At 68.1% G+C, this 23,259-nt stretch carries 26 protein-coding genes; 20 read left to right on the top strand and 6 right to left on the bottom strand.

The features are described 5' to 3' along the window. Positions 1–19 precede the first annotated feature (19 nt). The 8 genes from pseH to AC2YG9_RS14015 all read left to right on the top strand — a co-directional run bounded on the left by pseH (position 20) and on the right by AC2YG9_RS14015 (position 7,419). A complete protein-coding gene (gene pseH, locus AC2YG9_RS14050) occupies positions 20–574 on the top strand; it encodes a UDP-4-amino-4,6-dideoxy-N-acetyl-beta-L-altrosamine N-acetyltransferase (RefSeq protein ID WP_487298592.1) in 555 nt (184 codons plus the stop codon). 1 nt (position 575) lies between these two features. After that, a complete protein-coding gene (locus tag AC2YG9_RS14045) occupies positions 576–878 on the top strand; it encodes a DUF5076 domain-containing protein (protein WP_487298591.1) in 303 nt (100 codons plus the stop codon). A gap of 77 nt (positions 879–955) precedes the next feature. Then, a complete protein-coding gene (locus tag AC2YG9_RS14040; RefSeq protein ID WP_487298590.1) occupies positions 956–3,694 on the top strand; it encodes a hypothetical protein in 2,739 nt (912 codons plus the stop codon). A 62-nt stretch (positions 3,695–3,756) separates the two neighbouring features. Next, positions 3,757–4,443 carry a hypothetical protein gene (locus AC2YG9_RS14035; RefSeq protein WP_487298589.1) on the top strand — a complete coding sequence of 229 codons (687 nt, stop codon included), beginning with the start codon at positions 3,757–3,759 and terminating at the stop codon, positions 4,441–4,443. A 31-nt stretch (positions 4,444–4,474) separates the two neighbouring features. Further along, positions 4,475–4,864, top strand: a complete 390-nt coding sequence (locus AC2YG9_RS14030) for a hypothetical protein (RefSeq protein ID WP_487298588.1) — start codon at positions 4,475–4,477, stop codon at positions 4,862–4,864. Between the two features lie 156 nt (positions 4,865–5,020). Continuing rightward, positions 5,021–5,521, top strand: a complete 501-nt coding sequence (gene ssb / locus AC2YG9_RS14025; RefSeq protein WP_487298587.1) for a single-stranded DNA-binding protein — start codon at positions 5,021–5,023, stop codon at positions 5,519–5,521. A gap of 9 nt (positions 5,522–5,530) precedes the next feature. Then, positions 5,531–6,439, top strand: coding sequence for a DUF4253 domain-containing protein (locus tag AC2YG9_RS14020; RefSeq protein ID WP_487298586.1), 909 nt, complete (start codon positions 5,531–5,533; stop codon positions 6,437–6,439). Positions 6,440–6,519: 80 nt separating this feature from the next. Then, positions 6,520–7,419 (top strand): DMT family transporter, encoded by a 900-nt coding sequence (locus AC2YG9_RS14015; RefSeq protein WP_487298585.1) that lies wholly within the window; start codon positions 6,520–6,522, stop codon positions 7,417–7,419. 6 nt (positions 7,420–7,425) lie between these two features. On the opposite strand, the gene AC2YG9_RS14010 is transcribed toward AC2YG9_RS14015, so the two are convergent. Beyond that, positions 7,426–7,980, bottom strand: coding sequence for a superoxide dismutase family protein (locus AC2YG9_RS14010; protein WP_487298584.1), 555 nt, complete (start codon positions 7,978–7,980; stop codon positions 7,426–7,428). Between the two features lie 125 nt (positions 7,981–8,105). Here AC2YG9_RS14010 and gyrA point away from each other — a divergent pair, with 125 nt between their 5' ends. The 6 genes from gyrA to AC2YG9_RS13980 all read left to right on the top strand — a co-directional run bounded on the left by gyrA (position 8,106) and on the right by AC2YG9_RS13980 (position 15,533). Continuing rightward, a complete protein-coding gene (gene gyrA / locus AC2YG9_RS14005) occupies positions 8,106–10,889 on the top strand; it encodes a DNA gyrase subunit A (protein WP_487298583.1) in 2,784 nt (927 codons plus the stop codon). A 59-nt stretch (positions 10,890–10,948) separates the two neighbouring features. Further along, complete coding sequence (coaD, locus tag AC2YG9_RS14000) at positions 10,949–11,443, top strand: pantetheine-phosphate adenylyltransferase (protein WP_487298582.1); 495 nt, start codon at positions 10,949–10,951, stop codon at positions 11,441–11,443. Continuing rightward, entirely contained in the window at positions 11,440–12,474 is a 1,035-nt protein-coding gene (locus tag AC2YG9_RS13995) for a Cif family virulence factor (protein WP_487298581.1), read from the top strand. The genes coaD and AC2YG9_RS13995 overlap by 4 nt, the downstream gene beginning before the upstream one ends. A 4-nt stretch (positions 12,475–12,478) precedes the next feature. After that, positions 12,479–13,486, top strand: coding sequence for a nuclear transport factor 2 family protein (locus tag AC2YG9_RS13990; protein ID WP_487298580.1), 1,008 nt, complete (start codon positions 12,479–12,481; stop codon positions 13,484–13,486). 320 nt (positions 13,487–13,806) lie between these two features. After that, positions 13,807–14,670, top strand: coding sequence for a peptidylprolyl isomerase (locus AC2YG9_RS13985; RefSeq protein ID WP_487298579.1), 864 nt, complete (start codon positions 13,807–13,809; stop codon positions 14,668–14,670). A gap of 23 nt (positions 14,671–14,693) precedes the next feature. Continuing rightward, complete coding sequence (locus AC2YG9_RS13980) at positions 14,694–15,533, top strand: peptidylprolyl isomerase (protein ID WP_487298578.1); 840 nt, start codon at positions 14,694–14,696, stop codon at positions 15,531–15,533. Here AC2YG9_RS13980 and AC2YG9_RS13975 read toward each other — a convergent pair. Beyond that, a complete protein-coding gene (locus tag AC2YG9_RS13975) occupies positions 15,523–16,209 on the bottom strand; it encodes an ArsR/SmtB family transcription factor (RefSeq protein WP_487298577.1) in 687 nt (228 codons plus the stop codon). The two genes, AC2YG9_RS13980 and AC2YG9_RS13975, sit on opposite strands and share 11 nt — an antisense overlap. A 69-nt stretch (positions 16,210–16,278) precedes the next feature. On the opposite strand from AC2YG9_RS13975, the gene AC2YG9_RS13970 reads away from it, so the two are divergent. From AC2YG9_RS13970 to AC2YG9_RS13955, 4 genes are read left to right on the top strand one after another with little or no spacing between them, the layout of a single operon-like run. Beyond that, positions 16,279–16,587 carry an NIPSNAP family protein gene (locus tag AC2YG9_RS13970; protein WP_487298576.1) on the top strand — a complete coding sequence of 103 codons (309 nt, stop codon included), beginning with the start codon at positions 16,279–16,281 and terminating at the stop codon, positions 16,585–16,587. Beyond that, entirely contained in the window at positions 16,584–16,928 is a 345-nt protein-coding gene (locus AC2YG9_RS13965; protein ID WP_487298575.1) for an antibiotic biosynthesis monooxygenase family protein, read from the top strand. The genes AC2YG9_RS13970 and AC2YG9_RS13965 overlap by 4 nt, the downstream gene beginning before the upstream one ends. Positions 16,929–16,979: 51 nt before the next feature. Continuing rightward, entirely contained in the window at positions 16,980–17,441 is a 462-nt protein-coding gene (locus tag AC2YG9_RS13960) for a peptidylprolyl isomerase (protein WP_487298574.1), read from the top strand. After that, the gene (locus tag AC2YG9_RS13955) at positions 17,442–18,002 is read left to right on the top strand and encodes an HD domain-containing protein (protein ID WP_487298573.1); all 561 of its coding nucleotides are present in this window, start codon (positions 17,442–17,444) and stop codon (positions 18,000–18,002) included. Here AC2YG9_RS13955 and AC2YG9_RS13950 read toward each other — a convergent pair. Genes AC2YG9_RS13950 through AC2YG9_RS13940 form a run of 3 tightly spaced genes read right to left on the bottom strand, consistent with a single transcriptional unit; the run spans position 17,999 to position 20,314 of the window. Then, positions 17,999–18,982: an endonuclease/exonuclease/phosphatase family protein gene (locus AC2YG9_RS13950; protein ID WP_487298572.1), complete on the bottom strand. Its 984-nt coding sequence runs from the start codon at positions 18,980–18,982 to the stop codon at positions 17,999–18,001. The two genes, AC2YG9_RS13955 and AC2YG9_RS13950, sit on opposite strands and share 4 nt — an antisense overlap. Before the next feature lie 36 nt (positions 18,983–19,018). Further along, the gene (locus tag AC2YG9_RS13945; protein ID WP_487298571.1) at positions 19,019–19,678 is read right to left on the bottom strand and encodes a beta/gamma crystallin-related protein; all 660 of its coding nucleotides are present in this window, start codon (positions 19,676–19,678) and stop codon (positions 19,019–19,021) included. Positions 19,679–19,702: 24 nt separating this feature from the next. Then, the gene (locus AC2YG9_RS13940) at positions 19,703–20,314 is read right to left on the bottom strand and encodes a hypothetical protein (protein WP_487298570.1); all 612 of its coding nucleotides are present in this window, start codon (positions 20,312–20,314) and stop codon (positions 19,703–19,705) included. A 108-nt stretch (positions 20,315–20,422) separates the two neighbouring features. On the opposite strand from AC2YG9_RS13940, the gene queA reads away from it, so the two are divergent. Together queA and tgt are read left to right on the top strand one after the other, a co-directional pair. Then, a complete protein-coding gene (gene queA / locus AC2YG9_RS13935; RefSeq protein ID WP_487298605.1) occupies positions 20,423–21,514 on the top strand; it encodes a tRNA preQ1(34) S-adenosylmethionine ribosyltransferase-isomerase QueA in 1,092 nt (363 codons plus the stop codon). Continuing rightward, positions 21,511–22,632 carry a tRNA guanosine(34) transglycosylase Tgt gene (gene tgt / locus AC2YG9_RS13930; RefSeq protein WP_487298604.1) on the top strand — a complete coding sequence of 374 codons (1,122 nt, stop codon included), beginning with the start codon at positions 21,511–21,513 and terminating at the stop codon, positions 22,630–22,632. Before queA ends, tgt begins: the two co-directional genes overlap by 4 nt. Here tgt and AC2YG9_RS13925 read toward each other — a convergent pair. Beyond that, entirely contained in the window at positions 22,622–23,224 is a 603-nt protein-coding gene (locus tag AC2YG9_RS13925) for a hypothetical protein (protein ID WP_487298569.1), read from the bottom strand. The genes tgt and AC2YG9_RS13925 overlap by 11 nt on opposite strands. Between the last annotated feature and the right edge of the window lie 35 nt (positions 23,225–23,259).

The raw sequence follows: 23,259 nt of genomic DNA, 5'->3' as shown, positions 1-23,259 counted from the left end.
CCTCAGCTAGACGGGCCGCATGATCGACCTTCGCGACCTGGAGCCCGGCGACGAGGAACAGCTCTACCGCTGGCGCCAGGAGCCGTCGGTCGATCGCTGGATGTCCGACGCCGCCGTGCCCGATCGCGGCGCCCACCAGCGCTGGTTCGTTGATCTGCTGGCCGGCCATGACGGCCGTGGCTGGATGATCACCCGCGACGGCAAGCCGGCCGGCCTCATGACCCTCACGGGCCTGGCCAGTCACCACCAGCGCGCCGCCTGGAACTGGTTCGTCGGCGACCCGGACAGCCGCGGTCGCGGCGTCGGCCGCGCCGCCCAGGTGCTGGGCCTCGACAAGGCCTTCTGCGAGATGGGCCTCGACAAGGTCTGGGCCGAGGTCATGGCCGACAACGACGGCGCCCTGAAACTGATGACCGCCACCGGCTTCGTCCGCGAAGGCTACCTGCGCGGCCACGCCCTGAAGAACGGCCAGCGCCGCGACGTCGTGCTGCTGGGCATCCTTTCCGCCGACTGGCAGGCCCGCCGGGAGAAGGCGAGGGCGGTGCTGGTCGACGGCCGGATGATAGCGGCCTGACATGCCAACCGTGCTCGCCCCTCCGCCCGCCGCCGATCGTGACCGCGAGTCCGTCGAAATGGCTCGGGTCTGGATCGCCGAACATGGCCTTCACTGTGCCCTGAAAGTCGGCATGTATCGCGATCAGGGCATGGACGAAGCGCGGGCCTGGGGCATGATCCTCTCGGATCTCGCCCGCCACCTGGGCCATGCGTTGGCGGAATCGGGGCAGACCAGCCCGGAAGACACGCTTGAGATCATCGTCGGCCACATGCTCGAGGAGCTTGGCCATCCGACAACTGAGGTCGAGGGGGGCTTTCGTTGACGGGTCCTAACACCCCGTAAACCCCACTCACGCGATAATGCCCGCGAAGACGTGTGTCCGCACGTCAGGGAACCGTCGTGACCAGCATCGACTCGTCACTCCTCCTGGGCTTCTACCAGGCGCGAACCGGCCAGAGCACTCTGGCGACGGGCTCTTCCTTCGCGGGCAAAACCAAGTACGCCCCGACCGCCCCCTGGGCGACCAACTCGGTCGCGCCGCGCGCCAGCGCCCTGGTCGAGTCGGTCATGCAGGGCCGCAAGTTCATCGACGAGAACGCCGCCGTCCTGGACCTGGCCGGGGCCAGCGCCGACTACAGGAAGCTGTTCTCGCTGTTCCAGGGTCTCAATGCCCTGACCGGCCTGGCCGAACGAATGAGCGTCCGCGGCGTCACCGACGCCGAGAAGGGCAAGATCGAGAAGCTGTTCGCCAAGGGTCTGGCCCAGACCGTCGCCTATGCCGACAGCGTCAAGCTGGAGGACATCCGCCTGACCCGCGGCGAGGCGATGCTCAGCGACAAGACCAAGGTCGGCGTTCCTCGGGCGAACTACACCTACACGACCGCCACCGTGCACGAGGGCAACGCCACCGAGGCGGTGTCCAAGTTCGCCGGCGCGGCCAGCTTCACCATCGCGGTGAAGAAGCTGAACACCACCCAGAACATCACCATCGACCTCTCCGAGATGAGCGGCACGCGCTCGATGAGCAGTGTCGCCACCTTCATCAACTCCAAGCTTTCCGAGGCCGGTATCGTCACCCGCTTCCAGGTCAGCCGCACGGCGGGCGAGCCCAAGGTCATCACCACCGGCGGAACCAAGGTCACCTTGCCGGCGACCAGCGACAAGTTCGCCTTCAAGGTGGTCGGCGACAGCGCCGAACAGGTGACCTTCAGCGCCAATGCGGCGACGCCGGCCGTCTATGTCGCGACCACGGCGGGCAATCCCGATCCGGACAAGGACAAGACCACCGACGACGCGGTCTACGCCTCCAGCCTGGTCAAGACCGCCGCCGCCACCACCCCGGGCGGGGTGGGGACGAAGGTCTTCTCCAACGGCTTCGAAAAGAGCGTCACCGGCATCAAGGACAGCCAGGTCGGCCCCGACGGCTCGGTCTATATGCTGGCCGAGGTCAACGGCGACATCGATGGCCAGGCGATCAAGGGCACGGGCGACATCGCCCTGCTGAAATACGATTCCTCGGGCCAGCTACTCTACACCCGGACCCTGGGCGCGGTCGGTACGGTCAAGGCCAACGCCCTGACCGTCTCGGCGGACGGCAAGGTGGCCATCGCCGGCTCGGTGACCGGAGAGATGCAGGGCACGGCCAACGGCCCGATTAACTCCGGGCCGACCTCATCCCTGAGCGACAGCTTCGTCACCCTCTACGACGCCAAAGGCGATGAAGTCTGGACCCAGCGGCGCGGGGCCCTGCAGGCCGACGAGGCGACCGCCGTAGCCTTCAGCGATGACGGCGCCACGGTCTTCGTCGGCGGCAAGACCAAGTCCACCATGCCGGGCGCGGCGGGGGCCAGCGGCGGTTGGGACGGTTATCTGTCGGGCATCACGACCAGCGCCACGGGCATTCCGGTCACCCAGTTCACCCAGCAGTTCGGCACGGCGGCCGACGAGGCGGTCGAGGGCCTGGTGGTCAACGGCTCGCAGGTCATCGTCGCCGGCATGGAAGACAAGCACGCGGTCCTGCGAAGCTACACGGTCAGCGGCGCCACCGTCACGACCGGCGCCACGCGCGATCTCGGCGACCTGGAAGGCGGGACCCTGGCCGGCATCAAGCTCGACGGCGGTCAGCTCTACGTCGGCGGTTCGACCCGCAACGCGGCTCTGGCCGTCGGAACCCCGGCCAGCGCCCATGCGGGCGGCATGGACGGCTTTGCCGCCCGGCTATCGACAGACCTTTCCAGCACCAGCGCCGACGCGCTCGCCTACTATGGCGGGACCAAGGACGACACCGTCACCGGCATGGCCGTGGCGAACGGCAAGGTCTGGCTGACCGGCGTGGCCGGCGACAACCTGCCCGGCGGCTCGACCCCCATCGCCAGCAAGGACGGCTATATCGTCGAGCTGGACCCGTTCAGCGGCCAGGCCAGCTCGGCCCAGCGGATCACCGGCAAGGACGGCTACGTCACCCCGACCTCGATCGCCGTCGACGCCTCCGGCGCCTCGGTGCTGGATGCCTTTGGTCTGCCCAAGGGCGCCCTGCAGTACACCGACAGCGCGAAGATCGTCTCGGCGACCGCCGCCCGGGCCGGCGACACCTTCCAGATCCGCACGCGCGAGGGCGGGGCTTTGACCACGGTAACCCTGGCCGCCGACGATACGCTGGAAACCCTGGCCGCCAAGATCAAGCGGGCAGGGGGCTACCGCGCCAAGGTCGAGGTGATCAGCGACGGCGAATTCCGCCGCATCAAGATCACCCCGGCCAATGACAACGCGACGGTCGAAATCCTGCCCGGCAAGAGCGGCAAGAACATGCTGGACGCGCTCGGCCTGGCCGAGGGCGTGGTGCGCAAGACCGAGGTGGTCAACGGCAAGACCGTGGCCGCCGACGGCAAGGGCAACATCTATGGTCTGGCGCTGGCCAATGACATCAGCCTCAAGGACGAGGACGCGGTCCGCAACGCCCAGCTGGTGCTGTCCAAGGCGATGAGCGCCATCCGCTCGGCCTACAAGGACCTGGAGAACGCCGCCAAGCCGCCGTCGCTGACCAGCGGCAGCAACGCCGGCGGTCCGGTTCCGGCCTACCTGAGCAACCAGATTTCCAACTACACAGCCGCGCTCAACCGCCTGACGGGCGGCGGTTAGGGTTCGCCGCAAAAGGGTCATGCGCTTGAAACCGTCGCAATGACGCGATAGCGCTTGAAGCCATGGAATTCCTGAAAGATCGCCGCGTGGTCCTTGGGCTCGGCGCCCTGATCGCCATCGTGCTGGGCGTCATCATCGCCTTCGGCATCCTCGGTGGCACGAAGAAGACTGACGAGCCGCCGCCCGCCAGCCAGGGCGGTCTGATCGTCGAGAACGGCCGCGACGACGAGACAAAGCTCGACGCCGCCCGCCCGATCCGCTGCTTCGTCGAGGGCCAGTTTGTCGGCGAGATCACCCTGGCCGAATGCGCCAAGCGCAATGGCGTGGCCACCGGCGCCCTCGACGTCGGCGTCGACGAGACCGGCGCCCTGGCGGCCACCGGCGCCACGGGCTCGATCGTCGCCCCCCTGCCGCCGGCCGATCAAACCCCGCCGGTTATCGCCCAGGCTCCGCCGCCGACCACCTCCGGTCCAGCCCCCGCGCCGGCGCCGACGCCGGTCGCCGACGGCAGCGCCTGCTGGCGCTACGCCGACGGGAACTGGACCAAGCTGGAAAACATGAGCCTCAACGCCTGCGTCCAGCGGCTCTACGCCGGCCAGTGCGAACGGGCCGGCCGCGCCACCTACGGCCGCTGGGGCCAGCAGACCCTGCGTCTGGTGCCGAACAAGGTCGAGATCAGCGACGACAACCGCCGCTTCCGCACCCTGGCCCGCCAGGACAAGAGCTGCGCCATCGAGCCTGTGGGTTGACCAGCGGTCGCCCGAGTTTAAGGTTGTAATTATGCTGAAGCCCGTCGCCGCCCTTGCCGCTCTGTCCATCGCCGCTGTCGGTTTGGCGGCCTGCGAGGAAGTCCCGGAAGCGCCCTACGACCGGGGCGTCTGCTTTCATGCGGTGACCAAGGACGGCAAGACGTTCAAGTACAACGTGGTCAAGACCAACGTTAAGCAGATCGAGTACTGCGCCGCCGAACTGGAAAAGATGCGCGTCGACTTCCTGCGGCTGGGCGGGTCGAACCGCGAGATTGTCGGCGCCTACCAGGGCACCTTCCTGATCGTGAACCCGCGCGGCATCTTCAGCCGGCCCAAGTGGAACGGCGGCCAGTTCCTGCTGCTCGAGCGGGCCGGCGACGGCGTGACCCTGGTCCAGCCCGGGGCGATGCCCAGCAGCTAAATCGGTTCATCGAACGGCGAGCGGAAGTCTGTTGTGGACAACCTCGCCGAACAAGAACAAAAGCAGAACTATTTTCCTTGCCCCAATCGTTAACGGGAGCTAGGGTCGCCCACAGATTCCGGCGCGGACGGTCGCCGGGCGAGATGGAGAACCCCCATGGCGGGCAGCGTCAACAAAGTCATTCTGATCGGCAATCTGGGCAAGGACCCGGAAATCCGCACCCTCAATTCCGGTGACAAGGTCTGCAATCTGACCATCGCCACCTCGGAATCCTGGCGCGATCGCCAGAGCGGCGAGAAGAAGGAAAAGACCGAGTGGCACCGCGTCGTCATCTTCAACGACAACATCACCAAGGTGGCTGAGCAGTACCTCAAGAAGGGCTCCAGCGTTTACGTCGAAGGCGCCCTGCAGACCCGCAAATGGACCGACGCCCAGGGCGTCGAGAAGTACTCGACCGAGATCGTGCTGCAGAAGTTCCGCGGCGAACTGACCATGCTCGGCGGCCGTGACGGCGGCGGCGGCAGCGGTGACCGCGACTACGGCGACAGCGGCTATTCCAGCGGCGGTGGCGGCGGCTTCGGCGGGGGCTCGCGCAACCAGCCCTCCGGCCCGCGCGAAGACTTCAGCGCCGACCTCGACGACGAGATCCCGTTCTAGGCCAAGCCGGTGCAGCGTCGGAGCGTTCTTGGGCTGATCGGCGGCCTGTTGGCCACGGTCGGGGTGCGTCCGGCCCTGGCGCGTCAGGCCGAGGCCGGCGCGGTCGATGCATCTGCCTTTCCCTTTCCGGTAATCAGGGTTGCGGGCGGCGACGTGCGCGCCGCCTGGGAACGGTTGCGCGCCGAGGGCAAGGGCTGGCCGGTCATTCTGGGCGGCGCCGAGAGCCTCGCCGATGTGGCTGAGGCCATGAGCTACGAGACCCGGTCGCCGGCTGACATCCTGGCTGCGGCGGCAAGTCTTCGCTTCCCGGCCGACCTGAAGGCCCAACGCGACAAGGAGGACGCGGAGGCGCTCGAAAGTCTGCGCAAACTGCCGCCGGACGAGGTTGCTTACAGGGTCATCGACACCGACGCGGTCGAGGCTGGCGCCGATCTGGAAACGGCCGGCCGGCCTGTCACCAACGCCGAGATGCTCAAGGAGATGGAGCAGGAGGACGGCGGTCCGGATTTGGGCGAATGGCCGCCCGCAATCGAGCCCTATGATGGCCTGCGGGGTATCGACAAGGACCAGGACGGTAGTCCCCGCGACCTCTTCATCGCCCTGCTGCCGACCACTGTCTCCGCCGAGGCCATGGCTTACCTGCGCTTCGGCGGCTGGAACGCTTGCCCGCCGGCGGAACATCAGGTCGCTGTCCTGCGGTCCCTGCACGAACGCTACGGGGCCGAACTGGTCCTCTGCACCAATGATGTTGTCGAACTGCGCGTCCAACGCCGTCCGGCCACCCGCGAGGAAGCCTTGGCGCTCGCCCGCGATCTCTACCTCTACTGCAACGACGCCATCGACCAGGGTCACGGGACGGTCTCGGCCTTCGCCGCCGACCTGATGGCCAGCGACTGGTGGTATTTCTGGTGGGATTGAGCGGCCCCGGCGCCGAACCTCCACGCGATCTGTGCGCGAGCGGCGTTGCATCGCTCGCCCCTGCTGTCTAACCAGACCCCGTGTCCTCCCCCCGCACTCCCTTCACCGGCGCCGAATGGGCGGCGATCTTCGGCATCATCCTGGTCTGGGGCTTGAACAACGCCGCCGCCAAGGTGGCCACCGAGGCCTTGCCGCCGCTGTTCATGGGCGGGGCGCGGTTCCTGGTGGCGCTCTTGTTCCTGCTGCCCTTCATGGGGCGGCCCTGGCCGCCGTGGCGCCAGATGCTGCCGCTGGTGCTGCTGGCCGGGCCGCTGCACTTCGGCCTCGTCTATATCGCCTTCGCCATGGTCCATAACCTCAGCCCCATCGTCGTGGCGCTGCAGCTGTGGATCCCGATGACGGCCCTGGCCGCCTGGCTGATGCTGGGCGAGACCATGCCCCGGGCGGCGGTCGCCGGCATGCTGATCGCCTTCGGCGGCGTCGCCTGGATGAGCCTGGACCCGCATGGCGCCGCGGACCTGGCCGGCATCGCCATCGGCGTCGTCGCCAGCGGCCTCTGGGCCATCGCCACCGTGCTGATGCGCAAGGCCCCCAGCATACGCCCCTTGAAGATGCAGGGCCTCACATCCCTGGCCGCCGCCCCCGTGCTGCTGGCCGCCTCCTTCGCCTTCGAGCCGACCGTGGTGCAGAAGGCGACCACCGCCACCCCCTTCATCTGGGGGCTGGTGGTCTACGCCGCCCTGTTCTCGACGGTTGGGGCCACGGCCCTGCTGTTCTGGCTGGTCCAGCGCCGCGAGGCGGGCCGCGTCACCCCCTGGTTCCTGCTCACCCCGCTGGTCAGCTGCACCATCGGCGTCGGCTTCATGGGCGACAAGGTCACCCCGCAGCTGGTCGGCGGCGGCCTGGCGACCATGGTCGGGGTGGCGCTGGTGGCGTTGTCCGAACGGCGCGCGGCCCAGCAGGCCTCCACCGCCACCTGAGGCCGCCTACCGCCGTTTGAAGAAGTTGGCCGGCGACTGCAGCACCGCGCAGGCCACCCGCGCGCCTGCTCCGCCGATCGGCTGGGTCCTGTGGTCGTCGGGGCTGAGGTGGACAACCAGGGCCGACCCGTCGTCGTCCAGAAGCTTCACCCGGCCATCTTCGCCGGTCAGCGAGGTCCAGGGACTGAAGACCTGCGCCTGGCCGGTCCCATCGGCCCCCACATAGATGTTGGGCAGGTCGCCCGCCTCGTTGGCCATCGGGTTGAGCAGGCCATGAACCGCCTTGCCGGCGTCGTGCACATGGCCGCCGGCCGACTTGAAGTCCGGTGTCCCGCAGTCGCCGGTTTCATGCAGATGCAGCCCGTGCCAGCCCGGGGCCAGGCCCTTGACCTCGATCTCGATCAGCACGCCCCGGGGGGCCTCGGTCAGCGTCACGCCACCGATATTCTTGCCGTCGGCGCCCTCCAGGGTGGCGACCATCAGGGCCGTCTTGGTCTGGGCCTGGGCGGGCAGGGCGACCAGCGCGCCAACGGCGGCGCAAACGAACAGAAAACCACGCATTTTCAGCACTCCTGGGGACTTTAAACCGGCCCGCGCGGGTGGCGCCGCCGGTCATCAAATGCTAACTAAAGCCTACACGTTCCGAGCCGATTCCAACGGCTGTTTCCTACGGATTATTCCCTTCCTTGACCGACGAAAATCACACGCCGCCCGATGACAGCCGGCGGGGCGCCGTCAGCCCCATCGCCATCGAGGACGAGCTCCGCAAATCCTACCTCGACTATGCGATGAGCGTCATCGTCAGCCGCGCCCTGCCGGACGCGCGCGATGGCCTGAAACCCGTGCACCGCCGCGTCCTGTTCAGCATGAACGAACAGGGCCACACCCACGACAAGCCCTATGTGAAGTGCGCCCGCGTCGTCGGCGACGTCATGGGCAAGTATCACCCTCACGGCGACCAATCGATCTACGACGCCCTGGTCCGCATGGCCCAGCCGTTCTCGATGGGTCTGATGCTGATCGACGGCCAGGGCAACTTCGGCTCGGTCGACAACGATCCGCCGGCCCAGATGCGCTACACCGAGTGCCGCATGACGCGGGCCGCCGAGGCCATCCTCGCCGACCTCGACAAGGACACGGTCGACTTCAAGGACAACTACGACGGCAAGGAAAAAGAGCCTGTCGTCCTGCCGTCGCGCATTCCCAACCTGCTGGTCAACGGCTCGGGCGGCATCGCCGTCGGCATGGCCACCAACGTCCCGCCGCACAACCTCGGTGAAATCGTCGACGCCTGCCTGGCGATGATTGACGACCCGAACATCTCGGCCGAACAGCTGCTCGAGATCGTCCCCGGGCCCGACTTCCCGACCGGTGGCGAGATCGTCGGCCGTTCCGGCGCCCGCCAGGCCCTGCTCAGCGGCCGTGGCAGCGTCATCATGCGCGGCGCCTCGTCCGTCGAGACCATCCGCAAGGACCGCGAGGCCATCGTCTTCACCTCGCTGCCCTACCAGGTGAACAAGGCCGCCCTGATCGAACGCATCGCCGAGATGGTGCGCGACAAACGCATCGAAGGCATCGGCGAGATGCGCGACGAAAGCGACCGCCAGGGCATGCGCGTCGTCATCGAGCTGAAGCGCGACGCCACCCCCGAGGTGGTGCTCAACCAGCTGCACCGCTTCACCAGCGTCCAGACCAGCTTCGGCGTCAACATGCTGGCCCTCAACCGGGGCCGGCCGCTGCAGATGGGCCTGCGCGAACTGCTCGTCTGCTTCGTCGACTTCCGCGAGGAAGTCGTCGTCCGCCGGGCCAAGTTCGAACTGTCCAAGGCCCGTGACCGCGGCCACACCCTGGTCGGCCTGGCCATCGCCGTGGCCAACATCGACGAGGTCATCGCCATCATCCGCAGCTCGGTCGACCCGGCCGAGGCCCGCGAACGCCTGGTCGCCAAGGCCTGGCCGACCGGCGACATGATGCCCCTGGTCGACCTGATCCAGGACCCGCGCACCAAGGTCGAGGGCGACACCATCCGCCTGACCGACGAACAGGCGCGCGGCATTCTGGCCCTGACCCTGTCGCGCCTGACCGGCCTTGGCCGCGACGAAATCTTCAACGAAGCCAGCAACCTGGCCGGCGCCATCGCCAAGCTGCTGGAACTGCTGTCCGACCGCGCCAACATCATGCGCGTCGTCCGCGAGGAACTGGTCGAGATCCGCGAGAAGTTCGCCGTTCCCCGCCGCACCACCATCATCGATGGCGACGGAGAGATCGAGGACGAGGACCTGATCCCCCGCGAGGAGATGGTCATCACCGTCACCCACGGCGGCTATGTGAAGCGCACCGCGCTCTCGACCTATCGCTCGCAGCGCCACGGCGGCAAGGGCCGCGGCGGCATGGCGACCAAGGACGACGATGCGGTCACCCGCGTCTTCTCGGCCTCGACCCACGCCCCGATGCTGTTCTTCAGCTCGGGCGGCAAGGTCTACAAGCTCAAGGTCTGGAGGCTGCCGCTGGGCACGCCCACCTCGCGCGGCAAGGCCTTCGTCAACCTGCTGCCCATCGAGCAGGGCGAGACCATCACCTCGATCCTGACCCTGCCCGAGGACGAGGCGACCTGGGACACCCTGGACGTCATGTTCGCCACCCGCAGCGGCACCGTCCGCCGCAACAAGCTCAGCGACTTCGTGCAGATCAACCGCAACGGCAAGATCGCCATGAAGCTGGACCCCGAGTCCCTCGGGGGCGCGGACGCCATCGTCGGCGTCGGCCTCTGCACCAGCGACAGCGACGTCCTGCTGACCACGGCCAACGGCCGCGCCATCCGCTTCGAGGCCGACGACGTCCGCGTCTTCTCCAGCCGCGATTCCATGGGCGTGCGCGGCATCCGGCTGCTGGGCGACGACACGGTCATCTCCATGGCCATCCTGCGCAACGTCCCGGCCACGCCGGACGAGCGCGCCGCCTACCTCAAGCAGTCGCGGGCGCTCCTGCGGGCGCAGAGCGGAGAGGAGGGCGAAGAGCCTGAAGTCGCCGCCGAGGACGAAGAGGAAGCGGTGTCCGACACCGCCCTCAGCGTCGAGCGCTTCGCCGAGCTCGGCGCGGCCGAGGAGGTCATCCTGACCATGTCGACGGAAGGCATCGGCAAGCGCTCCAGCGCCTACGACTTCCGCCGCACGGGCCGGGGCGGCCAGGGCCTGATGGCCCAGGACCTGACCCGCAAGGGCGGCCGCCTGGTCGCCGCCTTCCCGGTCGAGCAGTCGGACGAAATCCTGCTGGTCACCGACCAGGGCCAGCTGATCCGCTGCCCCGTCGCCCAGATCCGCATCGCCGCCCGCAACACCCAGGGCGTCATCGTCTTCCGCACCAGCAAGGACGAGCATGTCGTCGGCGTCGAGCGCCTGGCTGAGGCTGGCGGCGACGAAGACTCCCCGGAGGGTGAATTCGAGGGCGACGAGACGCCTTCGGCCAGCTAAGAAGTCGAGCAACCGCCAGCCCAGCAAGGGCTGGCGATCTTGCGCAAGACGGGGCGGTGATGGCGAGAGTCGGGCTCTATCCGGGAACCTTTGATCCGATGACCAACGGTCATCTGGACATCATGGGCCGGGCCGTGAAGCTGGTGGACAAGCTGGTCATCGGCGTCGCCATCAACCTCTCCAAGGGGCCGATGTTCACCCTCGAGGAGCGGGTCGCCACCGTCCGCCGCGAAACCGAACACCTCAAGCAGTTCGCCGAGATCGAGATCCGCCCCTTCGAGGGCCTCTTGATGCACTTCGCCCGTGAGGTCGGCGCCGGCATCATCGTCCGTGGCCTGCGCGCCGTCGCCGACTTCGAATACGAATTCCAGATGACCGCCATGAACCAGCAACTCGACCGCGAGATCGAGACCGTGTTCCTGATGGCCGACCCCCGCCACCAAGCCGTCGCCAGCCGCCTGGTCAAGGAAATCGCCAAGCTCGGCGGCGACATCCACAAGTTCGTGCCCCCCGGCATCGAAAAGGAACTGATGGCCAAGGTCGGCCGGGGATGATCGGCGCGGCGGTCGCTGCAGCCCTTGCGCTGGCCGCCGCCGAACCTGCCGCCACGCCGATCAGCGACGACGATATCGAGGTCAGCGAAGCCTATCGCGTCTATGGGCTGCCCACGGCGGAGGCGCTCGCTGCGGAGGGCTACACCGGCATCCGGGTGTTCTTCACCAACGCCTATGGCCGTCATCAGCCGGCGGTCGCCGTGCTGCGCAAGGGGGAGACGGCGCCGCGGGTCTTCGCCTGGACCAAAACTGAGCAACGCGGAATTCGGGAGATGACCGGCCGTGTCGGAGGCTGGGACTGGCGCGTTGTCCAGGTGGCCATGGACGAGGCCCGCACCTCGCCGATAGCCCAGTCCAAGACCGGATTCGAGTGGCCCAAACCGCCGCCCGTGCCCGGCTCGGAGGACGAGGAGGGCTATGAAATCATCTGTATGGACTCCGGGCGCGCGGCGATTGAGGTCATCGACGGCGGTCAGGTTACGCGGCGGGAACGGAAATCCTGTCCCGAGGACACGACCTTCAGCGCCGCCGACGACCTGATCCAGTTGGCCAGCAACAACATCGAGGGATGCAACGACCTCGCGGACGTCAGCGCGAACGGCCTCTTCGGCCGTCTTCTCGATTGCAGCATCCTGGCTGGCGAGGAGCGCCGTTCGGCGGCTCTGCTCTTCTTCCAGTTCTACCACGTCGGGTTTCACCATTCCGGCAAGGCGGCGCGGATCGAGCAGCTGTTCGAACCCGACGTTCGCCTCACCCTGGCGGACGGGTCCGTTCGCGCGGGTTCTGACGCGGTCAGAGACTGGTTTGTCGGCGAAGACAGGCTGCGCAGCGGCCTCGGCGTAGAGCTTACGAAGGTCGCCGTTCAGGATGTGAACGCTCAGGTGAGCGGCGGCGTCTTCTACATGCCCGAAGGCCTGGCCTACTACGTCTGGGCCCCCTTCGAGCAGACCTGGCGGCGGGACAGCGATTTCAACTGGCGGATCGTCAGCTGGACCGTCGGCGCCTACAGCCGCAAGGAATTCAAGGACTGACGACATGAGCGCCGCCCTCATCGCCCTGGCCTTGCTGACCGCCGCCGAGCCGCCGACGTTCGACCGAGACTGCCTGGACGACTATGGCCGCAACCTGTGTGACGCCGAGGTGCGCAGGGACATCCGTGAATCCTTCGGGGCCCCGCCGGTCGAGACATTGGCCAAGGAAGGTTGGGCCGGCGTCCGCGTCTATCTGGTCGATGGCTACAGCCACGACCTGCCGATGGTCACCATCGCCCGCAAGGGCGACGGGCCGGTCGAGGTCGAGACCCGCGCCCTGCGGCCGTCCGCCGAGCCTCGGGTGTTCCGCACGGGCCTCGGGGCCTGGGGCATCCAGCTAGCCGACTTCTACGCAGGCCAGGTGATGGTCTCCCCGGAACGCGTCACCCGGCCCGAACCGAAGAAGGGCGAGCCGCTGAACATCTGCCTTCATGCCTGGGTGGCGGTGACGGAGGTCTTCGACAGCAAGTCGGTGTATCGCCGCGTGCGCAACGCCTGCGACGACGATGGCCTGTTCGACGGCGCGGCGGAGATGTCGCGGGTCGGTTTCGAACTGTTGGAAGGCTGCGGCCTGTTGTCCGCCGACGACTATCGCGGCCATCCCCAACGCATCGAGGCCTGCGCCCAGCTCAGCGGCGATCCCATCAGCTATGCCGCCTTCGTTCGCAACCAGCTTGGCGACACCTTCCTCCGTCACCCTGCCTATCTTCCGGCGGGACAGTTCGCGTCTGTGTTCGCCCAGGACGCCACCTTGCAGATGGGCGGGCAAACCTTCGCCGGCCGCGAGGCGACTGTCGCCGCCTGGTCGAACGCCCTGGGCGAGGGGGTGAATCTTCAGGTCATCGAGGTCGTTTCGAAACGGTCAGAGGTCCGGGTGCGCGCCCGCCTGATCCGCTACCGCGGAGATACGACCGAGGTCGCTCCGGTCGAACAGACCTGGGGCCAGGACAAGGATTACCGCTGGCGGCTGCGGACCAGCAGCATCGGCGCCTACAGCCTGCCGAAGGACTGATAATTTTCACCGGGTAAAATTCTGGCGGCTTTCGGACGCTTGCGGGTGGCGTCCTCCTCGCCGTAGGTCCTCACGCCCTGATTCTGACCCACAAACCCCGCGCCCCGGCCACGCCCGGACCAACGCCGCGACCCACGCTCCCAGCCCCTCGACCAACGCCAAACCCCACGCCCGCAAGGTTTCCTGGCCTTTCGCCGATCCCCGACCTGGGCGCCGCCTTTTTCCGTGGGTCGCCGCCAGCGCTACAATGGTCCGCCGCTTCGATAAGGCGCTCAAATTCCGCCTTGCGATTGCCTCAACCCCCCGTTACCGCCGGTTCCATGAAATCCGCCCTGATCGCCGCCCTGCTGGCCCTCACCGCTGTTCCCGCCGCTGCTCTGGCCGCCACGCCGACGCTGGCGCCGACCGACTGGCGCACGCCCAATCCCGACGACATCCTGGTCATCGAGACCAGCCAGGGCCGGGTGATCGTCGAGATGTCGCCGCAGCTGGCGCCGGCCCACGTCGAGCGCATGCGGGTGCTGGCCAAGCGCCACTTCTACGACGGACTGGAGTTCTTCCGCGTCATCAACGGCTTCATGGCCCAGACCGGCGATCCCGAGAACAAGGGCACCGGCAGTTCCGAGCTGCCCGACCTGACGGCCGAGTTCGAGTTCCGTCGCGGCCTGAAGGACCCCTTCGTGCTGTTCGAACGGCTGCCGGCCGGCGGCGACACCGGCGTTACCGAGGTCGGCTTCTACGGCGTCATGCCGGTGCGCACCGCGCCGGGGATGCAGGCCATCGCCAGCAAGGACGGCAAGGTCGGCGGCTGGGGCCTGTTCTGCAAGGGCGCCGCCGGCGCCGCCCGGGGCCAGAACCCCGACAGCGCCAACAGCCAGTTCTTCCTGATGCGCTCGACCTATCCCAGCCTCAACAGCCAATACACGGCCTGGGGGCGGGTAATCAGCGGCCAGGACGCCGTCGAGAAGATCAAGGCCGGCACCGAGGACGATCCCGTCGTTCCGCCGCGCGACATCATGAAGACCGTCCGCCTGCTCTCCGACATCCCGGAGAAGGAGCGGCCCAAGATCCAGATCGTCGACACCCGCTCGCCGGGCTTCAAGACCCTTGTCGAGGCCCAGCGCGCGGCCTCGAAGTCGCCGCTGACCATTTGCGACGTCGTGATTCCGGTTAAGGTCGGCTGACAACAGCTTTGGGGGAGGGGCCTATGCGCCGCCTGATCGTTTTGACCGCCGTGGCGGCGCTCGCCGCCACCTCCACCGCAAACGCCGCCTCCAAGCCCAAGGCCACCGACTGGCGCACGCCCGATCCGGCCAATGTGCTGGTCATCGACACCAACAAGGGCCGGGTCATCGTCGAGCTGGTCCCCGAGGTCGCCCCGGGGCACGTCGCCCGCCTGACGGAGCTGGCGCACAAGGGGACTTACGACGGCCGCACCTTCTTCCGCGTCATCGATCGCTTCATGGCCCAGACCGGCGACCCGACCAACACCGGTGAAGGCTCGGCTGAAGGCATGGCCGACCTCAAGGCCGAGTTCACTTGGCGCCGCGACGTCGCCGGCGGTTTCGTCCCCGTCGCCGCGCCGCAGGGGACGGAGGTCGGCTTCCTGCTCTCCCTGCCGGTGGTCAGCCAGCACTCGAGCTACACCACCATGACCGGAGACAAGAAGGTGTCGGCCTGGGGCACCTACTGCCCCGGCGTGGTCGGCATGGCCCGCGGCGAGGAGGTCGACAGCGCCAACAGCCAGTTCTTCCTGATGCGCTACGCCTATCCCTCGCTCGACAAGCGCTACACCGCCTTCGGCCGGGTGATCAGCGGGCTTGATGTGATCCGCTCGATCAAGACCGGCGAACCGGTCGAGGCCCCGCAGGACGTCATGCAGAAGGTCCGGGTGCTGGCCGACATCCCCGAAGCCGAGCGGCCGAAGATCCAGATCATCGACCCCAAGAGCCCCTGGTTCGCCGGCGAGATCAAACGCGTCCGCAAGCAGAAGGGCGCCGACTTCTCGGTCTGCGACGTCGAGCTGCCGGTACAGATCACGCCCTGAGGGCGAAGGCCTCGTTGAAGGCGCGGCGACCACCGGTGGTGAAGGTCACCACCCGGCTGTCGGGCTCCCGCCGCGCCCAGCCGAGCGCATAGAACCGGTCGAGCAGGCCGGCGCCCAGGCCGCCGGCCAGGTGGCGCCGCCTGACGCTCCAGTCGAGGCAGGCCTTGCAGACCGGCCGCCGGCCGGGTTTCAGGGCGGCGGGTTCAACACCAAGCTCCTCGGCGAAGACGGCGCCGGCGTGGGTCAGGGTCAAAGCCTCGCCATCCTCGGCGATGCGGCCATCAGCGATCATGGCCTCCAGCATGGCGACCCCCAGATCGCCGGCCAGATGGTCGTAGCAGACCCGCGCCTCGCGCAGGGCCGGCTCGCGTGGGCCGGTGCGGATGCGCTGGCGTCCGGCCCGGCTGGCCAGGCCCATCAGGCCTTCCAGCACTTGCGCGACGTCGGAGCCGGCGAGTGCGTAGTAGCTGTGGCGGCCCTGCTTCTGGGTCTTCAGGAGGCCGCCTTCGGTCAGTTTGGCCAGGTGAGAACTGGCCGTCTGCGGCGTCACCCCGGCGTGCCGCGCCAGCTCCCCGGCGGTCAGGGCCGGACCGGCCAGCAAAGCGGTCAGCATGTTGGCGCGGGCCGGATCGCCCAGCAGGGCGGCGACGGCGGCGATGTCCGGACCGACTTTCATAGTTCGACCGTAACCGTAACGTCTCTGTCTCTCAAGCTGCTATCAACCCCGGGAAAGAGGAGAGACCAGATGTCCGTCACCTGCCACATCCGTTACGTCATCGATCCGTTCCAGGCCGCCGCTTTCGAGGCCTACTCCCGAAACTGGCTGAGCATCATCCCGGCCTGCGGCGGCGACCTCATTGGCTACTTCATGCCGCACGAGGGCACGAACAACGTCGCCCATGCCCTGATCCGCTTCGACAGCCTGGCGGCTTACGAAGCCTATCGCGCCTGTCTCAAGACCGACCCGGCCGGGGCCGCCAATTTCGCCATGGCCCAAGACCAGCGCTTCATTCTCTCCGAGGAGCGCACCTTCCTGCGCCAGGTCGAGCCATGATCGCCGTCATCTTCGAGGTCATCCCGACGATCGACGGCCGCCAGGCCTATCTGGACCGGGCCGCCGCCCTGGCGCCGCTGTTGGACGGCATAGATGGCTTCCTTTCGATCGAACGGTTCCAGAGCCTGGCCGACCCCGGCAAGTTGCTGTCCCTGTCCTTCTGGCGGGACGAGGCGGCCATCGCCGCTTGGCGCAATCTTGAGGCCCATCGCGCGGCCCAGGACGCCGGCAGGGCGGGCCTGTTCGCCGGCTACCGCCTGCGGATCGCGGCAGTGTCCCGCGACTATGGCCTGACCGACCGGGAACAGGCCCCAGCCGACTCCCGTTCCCGCCATGGCTAGCCGGGCCGCCCGCGAACGCTTAGAAGGCCCCAAAACCTCAAGGAGCCCCCCATGGCTGACGACAACACCCTGATCCTCACCCTCGACACCGGCAAGGTGACGATCCGCCTGCGCCCGGACCTGGCCCCCGGCCACGTCGAGCGGATCACGGAACTGGCCAACGAAGGCTTCTACGACGGCGTCGTCTTCCACCGCGTCATCCCGGGCTTCATGGCCCAGGGCGGCGACCCGACCGGCACCGGCATGGGCGGCTCCAAGAAGCCCGACCTGCAGGCCGAGTTCAGCAAGGCCCCGCACGTCCGCGGCGTCTGCTCGATGGCCCGTTCGTCGTTCCCGCACTCGGCCAACAGCCAGTTCTTCATCTGCTTCGACGACGCCACCTTCCTCGACGGCCAGTACACGGTCTGGGGTGAAGTCACCGACGGCATGGACGCGGTCGACGCCCTGCCCAAGGGCGAACCGCCGCGCAGCCCCGGCAAGATCATCACCGCCCGCGTCGGCGCTGAAGGCTAGATGACCCCGGGCCTCGAGGCGCTCTATGCGGAACCGCACCGGCGGTACCACAGCCGCGCCCATATCGAGGCCTGCCTGAACGAGCTGGCGGCGGTTCCTGGTCTCAACGACCAGGATCGCCGCCTTCTCACCTGGGCCCTGTGGTGGCACGACGCCATCTACGACCCGACCCGTTCCGACAACGAGGAAGCCAGCGCTGAGCTGGCCCGCCGCGACCTGCCGGCCCTGGGCGCCAGCCCTGATGAGGTCGATGAGGTCGCCCGCCTGATCCTGCTGACCAAGGGCCACAGCCTCGCCGAGGGCGATCGGCTGGGCGCCCTGATGGTGTCGATCGACCTGTCGGTGCTGGGCGGCGATCCGGACGCCTACGACGCCTACGCCGCCGGGGTGCGCCACGAATACGGCCATGTGCCGGAGGCAGCCTTCCGCGCCGGTCGGGCCCGCGTCATGCGGCATTTCCTCGAGGCGCCGGTGCTCTACGCCGATCCGGCTTTCCGCGCCCGGCTCGAAGACAAGGCCCGGGCCAATATCGCCCGTGAGATCGCCGGCCTCGAAGCCTAGCGCTTCAGGACCACCACCACCGGATAGTGGTCCGAACCCAGCTTCGGACCCCGCTTCACGCTGACCGTCTTCCACGCCTTGCCGGCGTAGACCTGGTCGATGGCCAGCAGGGGGAACGGAGGCATGATCTGGTAGCGGGTGATCGGGGCGGCCGGCCAGGTGGCCTGCCCGCGCGTGCGGCGCTCCAGGCCGAAGGCCTTGTCATAGCGGCGCAGGCTGAACGACCAGGGGGTGGAGTTGAAGTCGCCGCCGATGATGGCGTTGTCGCGGTTGACCGTGTCCAGCACCGCCTCCAGCCGCTTGGTCTGCTGCTGCTGGGGTCCGGCCGGGATCGGCCAGGTGTAGTGGATGGCGAAGACGTCGAATTCGCCCTTGTCGCCGGCGAACCGGGCCTGCGCGGCGGACAGATTGGCGTTGGAGACGGCCGTGCTCAGCCCCTGCTGCCAAACCGGCTTCTTCTTCGACAGGATCATGGTCGAACAGGGCTGCGGGTCGGCGCAGGTCACCGCATAGGGATAGCGTTCGCGCAGCAGCCGGGCGACGCCGCCGGTGATCTCATAGCCCTCGACGATGGTGATGATGTCGGGGTCTTCGGCCAGCACCCAGCGGGCCGAGCCCTCGGCGTCGCTGTTGTTTTCCCAGAGGTTGAACTGGACCAGCTTGAGGGTCTCGCCCTCGGCCGGCGCCTTCTCACCCTTGGATCGCGTCAGTTCGGGCAGCATCAGGGCGCCGGAGCTCAGCACCGCCACGGCGGCGGCGATGGGGGTGGCGCGCACCAGGCTGCGCCCGCCGCCGATCACCCAGACGATCAGGCCGGCGATGCCGAGCATCAGGAAGATCGGGGTGAAATGGGTCAGGATGTCCAGCCGGTCGCTGAACCGTCCGCCCTGGGCCAGGGACACGGCCAGGGCGGCGCCGGCGGCGAGGCCGAAACCGGCGAGACGAACAAGGAAGGCGAGGGCGCGAAGCACAGCGGTCATGGTCTGGCCGATAGCATCGCGCCCCCCCTATTGAAACTAACGCAGCTTGCGGATCGAGCTGACCCGGTCGTTCAGATTGTAGACCTTCAGGTTCGGCGTATCGGCGGTGACCACCTTGCACTCGCCGCCGAAGTTCGGCGCCGAGCACATTTCCCAACGGCCCGAGACGACCCGCACCGAGGTGATCATGTCGTCGAGGCCGGAGCCGTACATGTCCGGCACGCTGCCGCGGATCTGGAGGCTGGAACCGCGGTAGTCGGGATTTTCGAAGACGATCAGGCCGACCGGGCCGTTGCCGCCATTCCAGCCGCCGCCGCCGCCGCCACCGCCGCCACCGCCGCCGGGACCTCCGGGACCGCCGCCCCAGCCGCCACCGCCGCCACCACCGCCCGGTCCGCCGCCGCCGCCGCCGCTCCAGCCCTCGCAGCGCAGATAGCCGTTGTAGTTGGCGATGCGGCTGTTGCAGCTGCGCACCTGGATCGAAGTGGTCTGCAGGTTCTGGCGGTTGTCGAGGCAGCGGGCCGTGAGGGTGCCGTACTGGACGGTGATGTCGCGGCAGCTGCGCTGATAGCTGCCGTCCGGAACGGGATCGTAGGTCCCGCCGCTGTTCCACCCGCCGCCGCCCTGGGCGAAGGCCGCCGCTCCGCCGAGGCCGACAACCAGGGCGGCCGCGGCCGCAATGTGGGTTGTTTTCATTGGACTATGGTTCCCCTGTTGAAATCATTCGCCGGCGAAGAAGGTGAAGCGGGCGTTCTCGATGCGGGTGTCGCCGACCTGCAGCACGCCGGTCAGCACCGTGGCGTCGCTGGCCCCCTGGGCCTTTGCCTCGGCCATGGCGGCCGCATCGAAGGCGCCCTCGAAGGTGATCTGGCCAAGCTTGGGATCGCTCCCGGCGAAGCGGATGGACTTGCCGTCCGTGGCATAGCCGGTCGGCAACACCCGGACGCTGACCTCATGGCCCTCGCCGCCCATCTCGTTGGTGCTCAGCGGGCTGGTGGTGTCGTCGAACTGCAGCAGGATGGGGCCGAAGGTCGAGGTGCGGTCACCCTGTTCCCAGGCCGCGAAATCGCTCATCGCGCCGACGCCGATGGACTTCAGCTGCCAGTGGCCGACTTTGATGTCGCGGGCCGGCATGTAGTAGCCGGCGTTGTCGAAATTTCCGGTGTGGGCAAAGCCGCTGACCTTCGGCCGGCCGGCGTCGGGCGCATGGGCCGGGGCGGGCGCCGGCGTGGCGGCGGGCGCCGGCGCGGGAGCCGGCTTGTTCTCCTGGCGGTTACAGGCGCTCAGGCCCAGGGCCGTCGCGGCGCACAGCGCCAAGGTGATGATACGCATCGTTGCTCTCGCAAACCCCAGTCCGACAAGGGATCATGCGCCTCGGAACGGGTCAGTGTCCATCCGCAAGCCTTGACGTTGCGGCCCCAAAGCCGCATCCGCCGCGCCATGCTCGTCAGTGACTTCGACTTCGACCTGCCCGAAGACCTCATTGCCCTTCGCCCGGCCAGCCCTCGCGAGTCGGCGAAGTTGCTGGTCGTGCGCCCGCCGGCCCAAGGACAAGAGGGGGGCCTTGAGGACATGACGGTCGGTGACCTGCCCTCGTTGCTGCGGCCTGGCGACGCCCTGGTCTTCAACGACACCCGCGTCATCCCCGCCCGCCTGTTCGGGGTGCGCCGCCGCGAGGAGACCGAGGTCCGCGTAGAGGCCATCCTGCACCGCCGCCTCTCGCCCAACCGCTGGACGGCCTTCGCTCGCCCCGGCAAGCGGCTGAAGGTCGGGGACCGCATCCTGTTCGGCGACAAACATGACCGGGCTTGCGCCCTGACCACCCTCGCAGCCGACGTCGTCGAGAAAGGGGAGGGCGGTGAACTGACCCTGGCCTTCGAGCTCAGCGGCGTCGACCTCGACCTCGCCGTAGCCGGCGTCGGCGAGATGCCCCTGCCGCCCTACATCGCCGCCAAGCGGCCCGAGGACGAGCAGGACCGCACCGACTACCAGACCGTCTACGCCCGCGAGGACGGTTCGGTCGCCGCCCCGACCGCGGGTCTGCATTTCACCCCCGACCTTCTCAAGGCTATCGCGGAGCGCGGCGTCTCCAGCCACTTCGTCACCCTGCACGTCGGGGCCGGCACCTTCCTGCCGGTTAAGACCGACGTGGTCGCCGAACACAGGATGCACCCCGAGTTCGGCGTCGTGTCGCCGGAAACCGCCGCCGCCCTCAACGCCGTCCGCGCCAAAGGGGGCCGTATCGTCTGTGTCGGCACCACCTCGCTGCGCCTGCTGGAGAGCGCCGCGACCGAGGACGGCGTCCTCCACCCCTTCGCCGACGAGACCGCCATCTTCATCACGCCGGGCTACCGCTTCCGCGCCGCCGACGTCCTGATGACCAACTTCCATCTGCCCAGATCGACCCTGTTCATGCTGGTCAGCGCCTTCGCCGGCCAGGCGACGATGAAGGCCGCCTACGCCCACGCCATCGGGACGGGTTACCGGTTCTATTCCTACGGCGACTCATCCCTGCTAATGCGCGCCGCCTGATGACCTTCCCCTTTGAAATCAGCGCCACCGACGGCGCGGCCCGCACCGGCGTGCTGAAGACCCCGCGCGGCGACATCCGCACCCCCGCCTTCATGCCGGTCGGCACCGCCGCCACGGTGAAAGCCCTGACCGTCGACCAGGTGAAGGAGTCGGGCGCCGACATCATCCTCGGCAACACCTACCACCTGATGCTGCGGCCGACGGCCGAGCGGGTGCAGCGGTTGGGCGGGCTGCACAGGTTCATGCGCTGGGACAAACCCATCCTCACCGACAGCGGTGGCTTCCAGGTGATGAGCCTGTCGAACATCGCCAAGGTGAAGGAGGACGCCGTCACCTTCGCCAGCCACATCGACGGCTCCAAACACGTCCTGTCGCCGGAACGCTCCATCGAGATCCAGGCCGACCTGCTGGGCAGCGACATCGTGATGCAGCTGGACGAATGCGTCAGCTGGCCGGCGGAGGAAGACCGCGCCCGCGCCGCCATGCAGCTGTCGGCCCGCTGGGGCCAGCGCAGCAAGACGGCCTTCGGGACGCGCGACACCCAGGCCCTGTTCGGCATCCAGCAGGGCAGCACCTTTGAACACCTTCGCCGCGAAAGCTCCGAGCGCCTGATCGAAACCGGCTTCGATGGCTACGCCATCGGCGGCCTGGCGGTCGGTGAGGGCCATGCCGCCATGTGCGAGGTCCTCGACTACGCCCCCGGCCTGCTGCCCGCCGACCGGCCGCGCTACCTGATGGGTGTCGGCAAGCCGATCGACATCGTCGAGGCGGTGGCGCGCGGCGTCGACATGTTCGACTGTGTCCTGCCGACCCGTTCGGGCCGCCATGGCCAGGCCTGGACCTGGGACGGGCCGATCAACCTGAAGAACGCCCGCTTCGCCGAGGACGACAACCCCATCGATCCGGACATCGCCGGCCCGGCCGGCACGGCCTATTCGCGCGCCTACCTGCACCACCTGGTCAAGGCCGACGAAATCCTCGGCCAGGTGCTGCTCAGCTGGCACAACATCGCCTTCTTCCAGACCCTGACCGCCGCCCTGCGCGCCGCCATAGCCGAGGGCCGGCTCGACCAGTTCCGCCGCGACTTCGCGGCGCGCCAGAGCAAGCCTACTTCTTGATCGGGTACTGAGGCGTTGAAGGATCCCGCAGCTTGATCGGCGGGCCGGTGTAGGGTGTCGGGGCGGCCGGCGGCTTGCAGCCCTTGGCCAGGCCGATGCCCTTCAGGTAGCCGCGCCGGATGCCGCCGGCGGTGATCGCAGACCTCACCAGCTTGTCGTGCCGCTCGGCGCCGGTGAGTTTCCGCACCCAGCCGCGGTAGGGGATGATGTCCTGCGCAGCTCCGACGATCTCGCGCATGGCCTCGTCGGTGACGAACTCGCGGCTGTCGGCGATCAGGCCCCGGTCGGCCTTGGTCGGCTTGGGCTGGTCCATGTCGGGGCCCAGGGCCTCGTCGAGCGGAATCAGCACCGCCGCGATCTCCTTGCAGCTCATCGGATAGGGCTTGGCGTAGGGATCGGCGAGGGCATCGAGCAGCACCTGTGGAATCTTGGTGCGCAGCAGATTGATGTCGCGAAGCGGCGAGGAGGCAGCGCCAGCCAGGCTCCCCTTGTTGACCTGATCGGTGGTCCGCACCCGTCCGGGCGCCGGCGGCGGGGTGGTGGCGCAGGCCGCCAGCAGGACGATCAGGGGCAGAGCGAGGAGAGCGCGCATAGGCTCAATTCATATCCTTCAGAAACCGTCCCGCA

This window comes from Caulobacter sp. SRI_014, from assembly GCF_057586315.1.
Note: the sequence above shows the minus strand (reverse complement) of the source record. Positions and strands in the feature narration are given on the sequence as shown.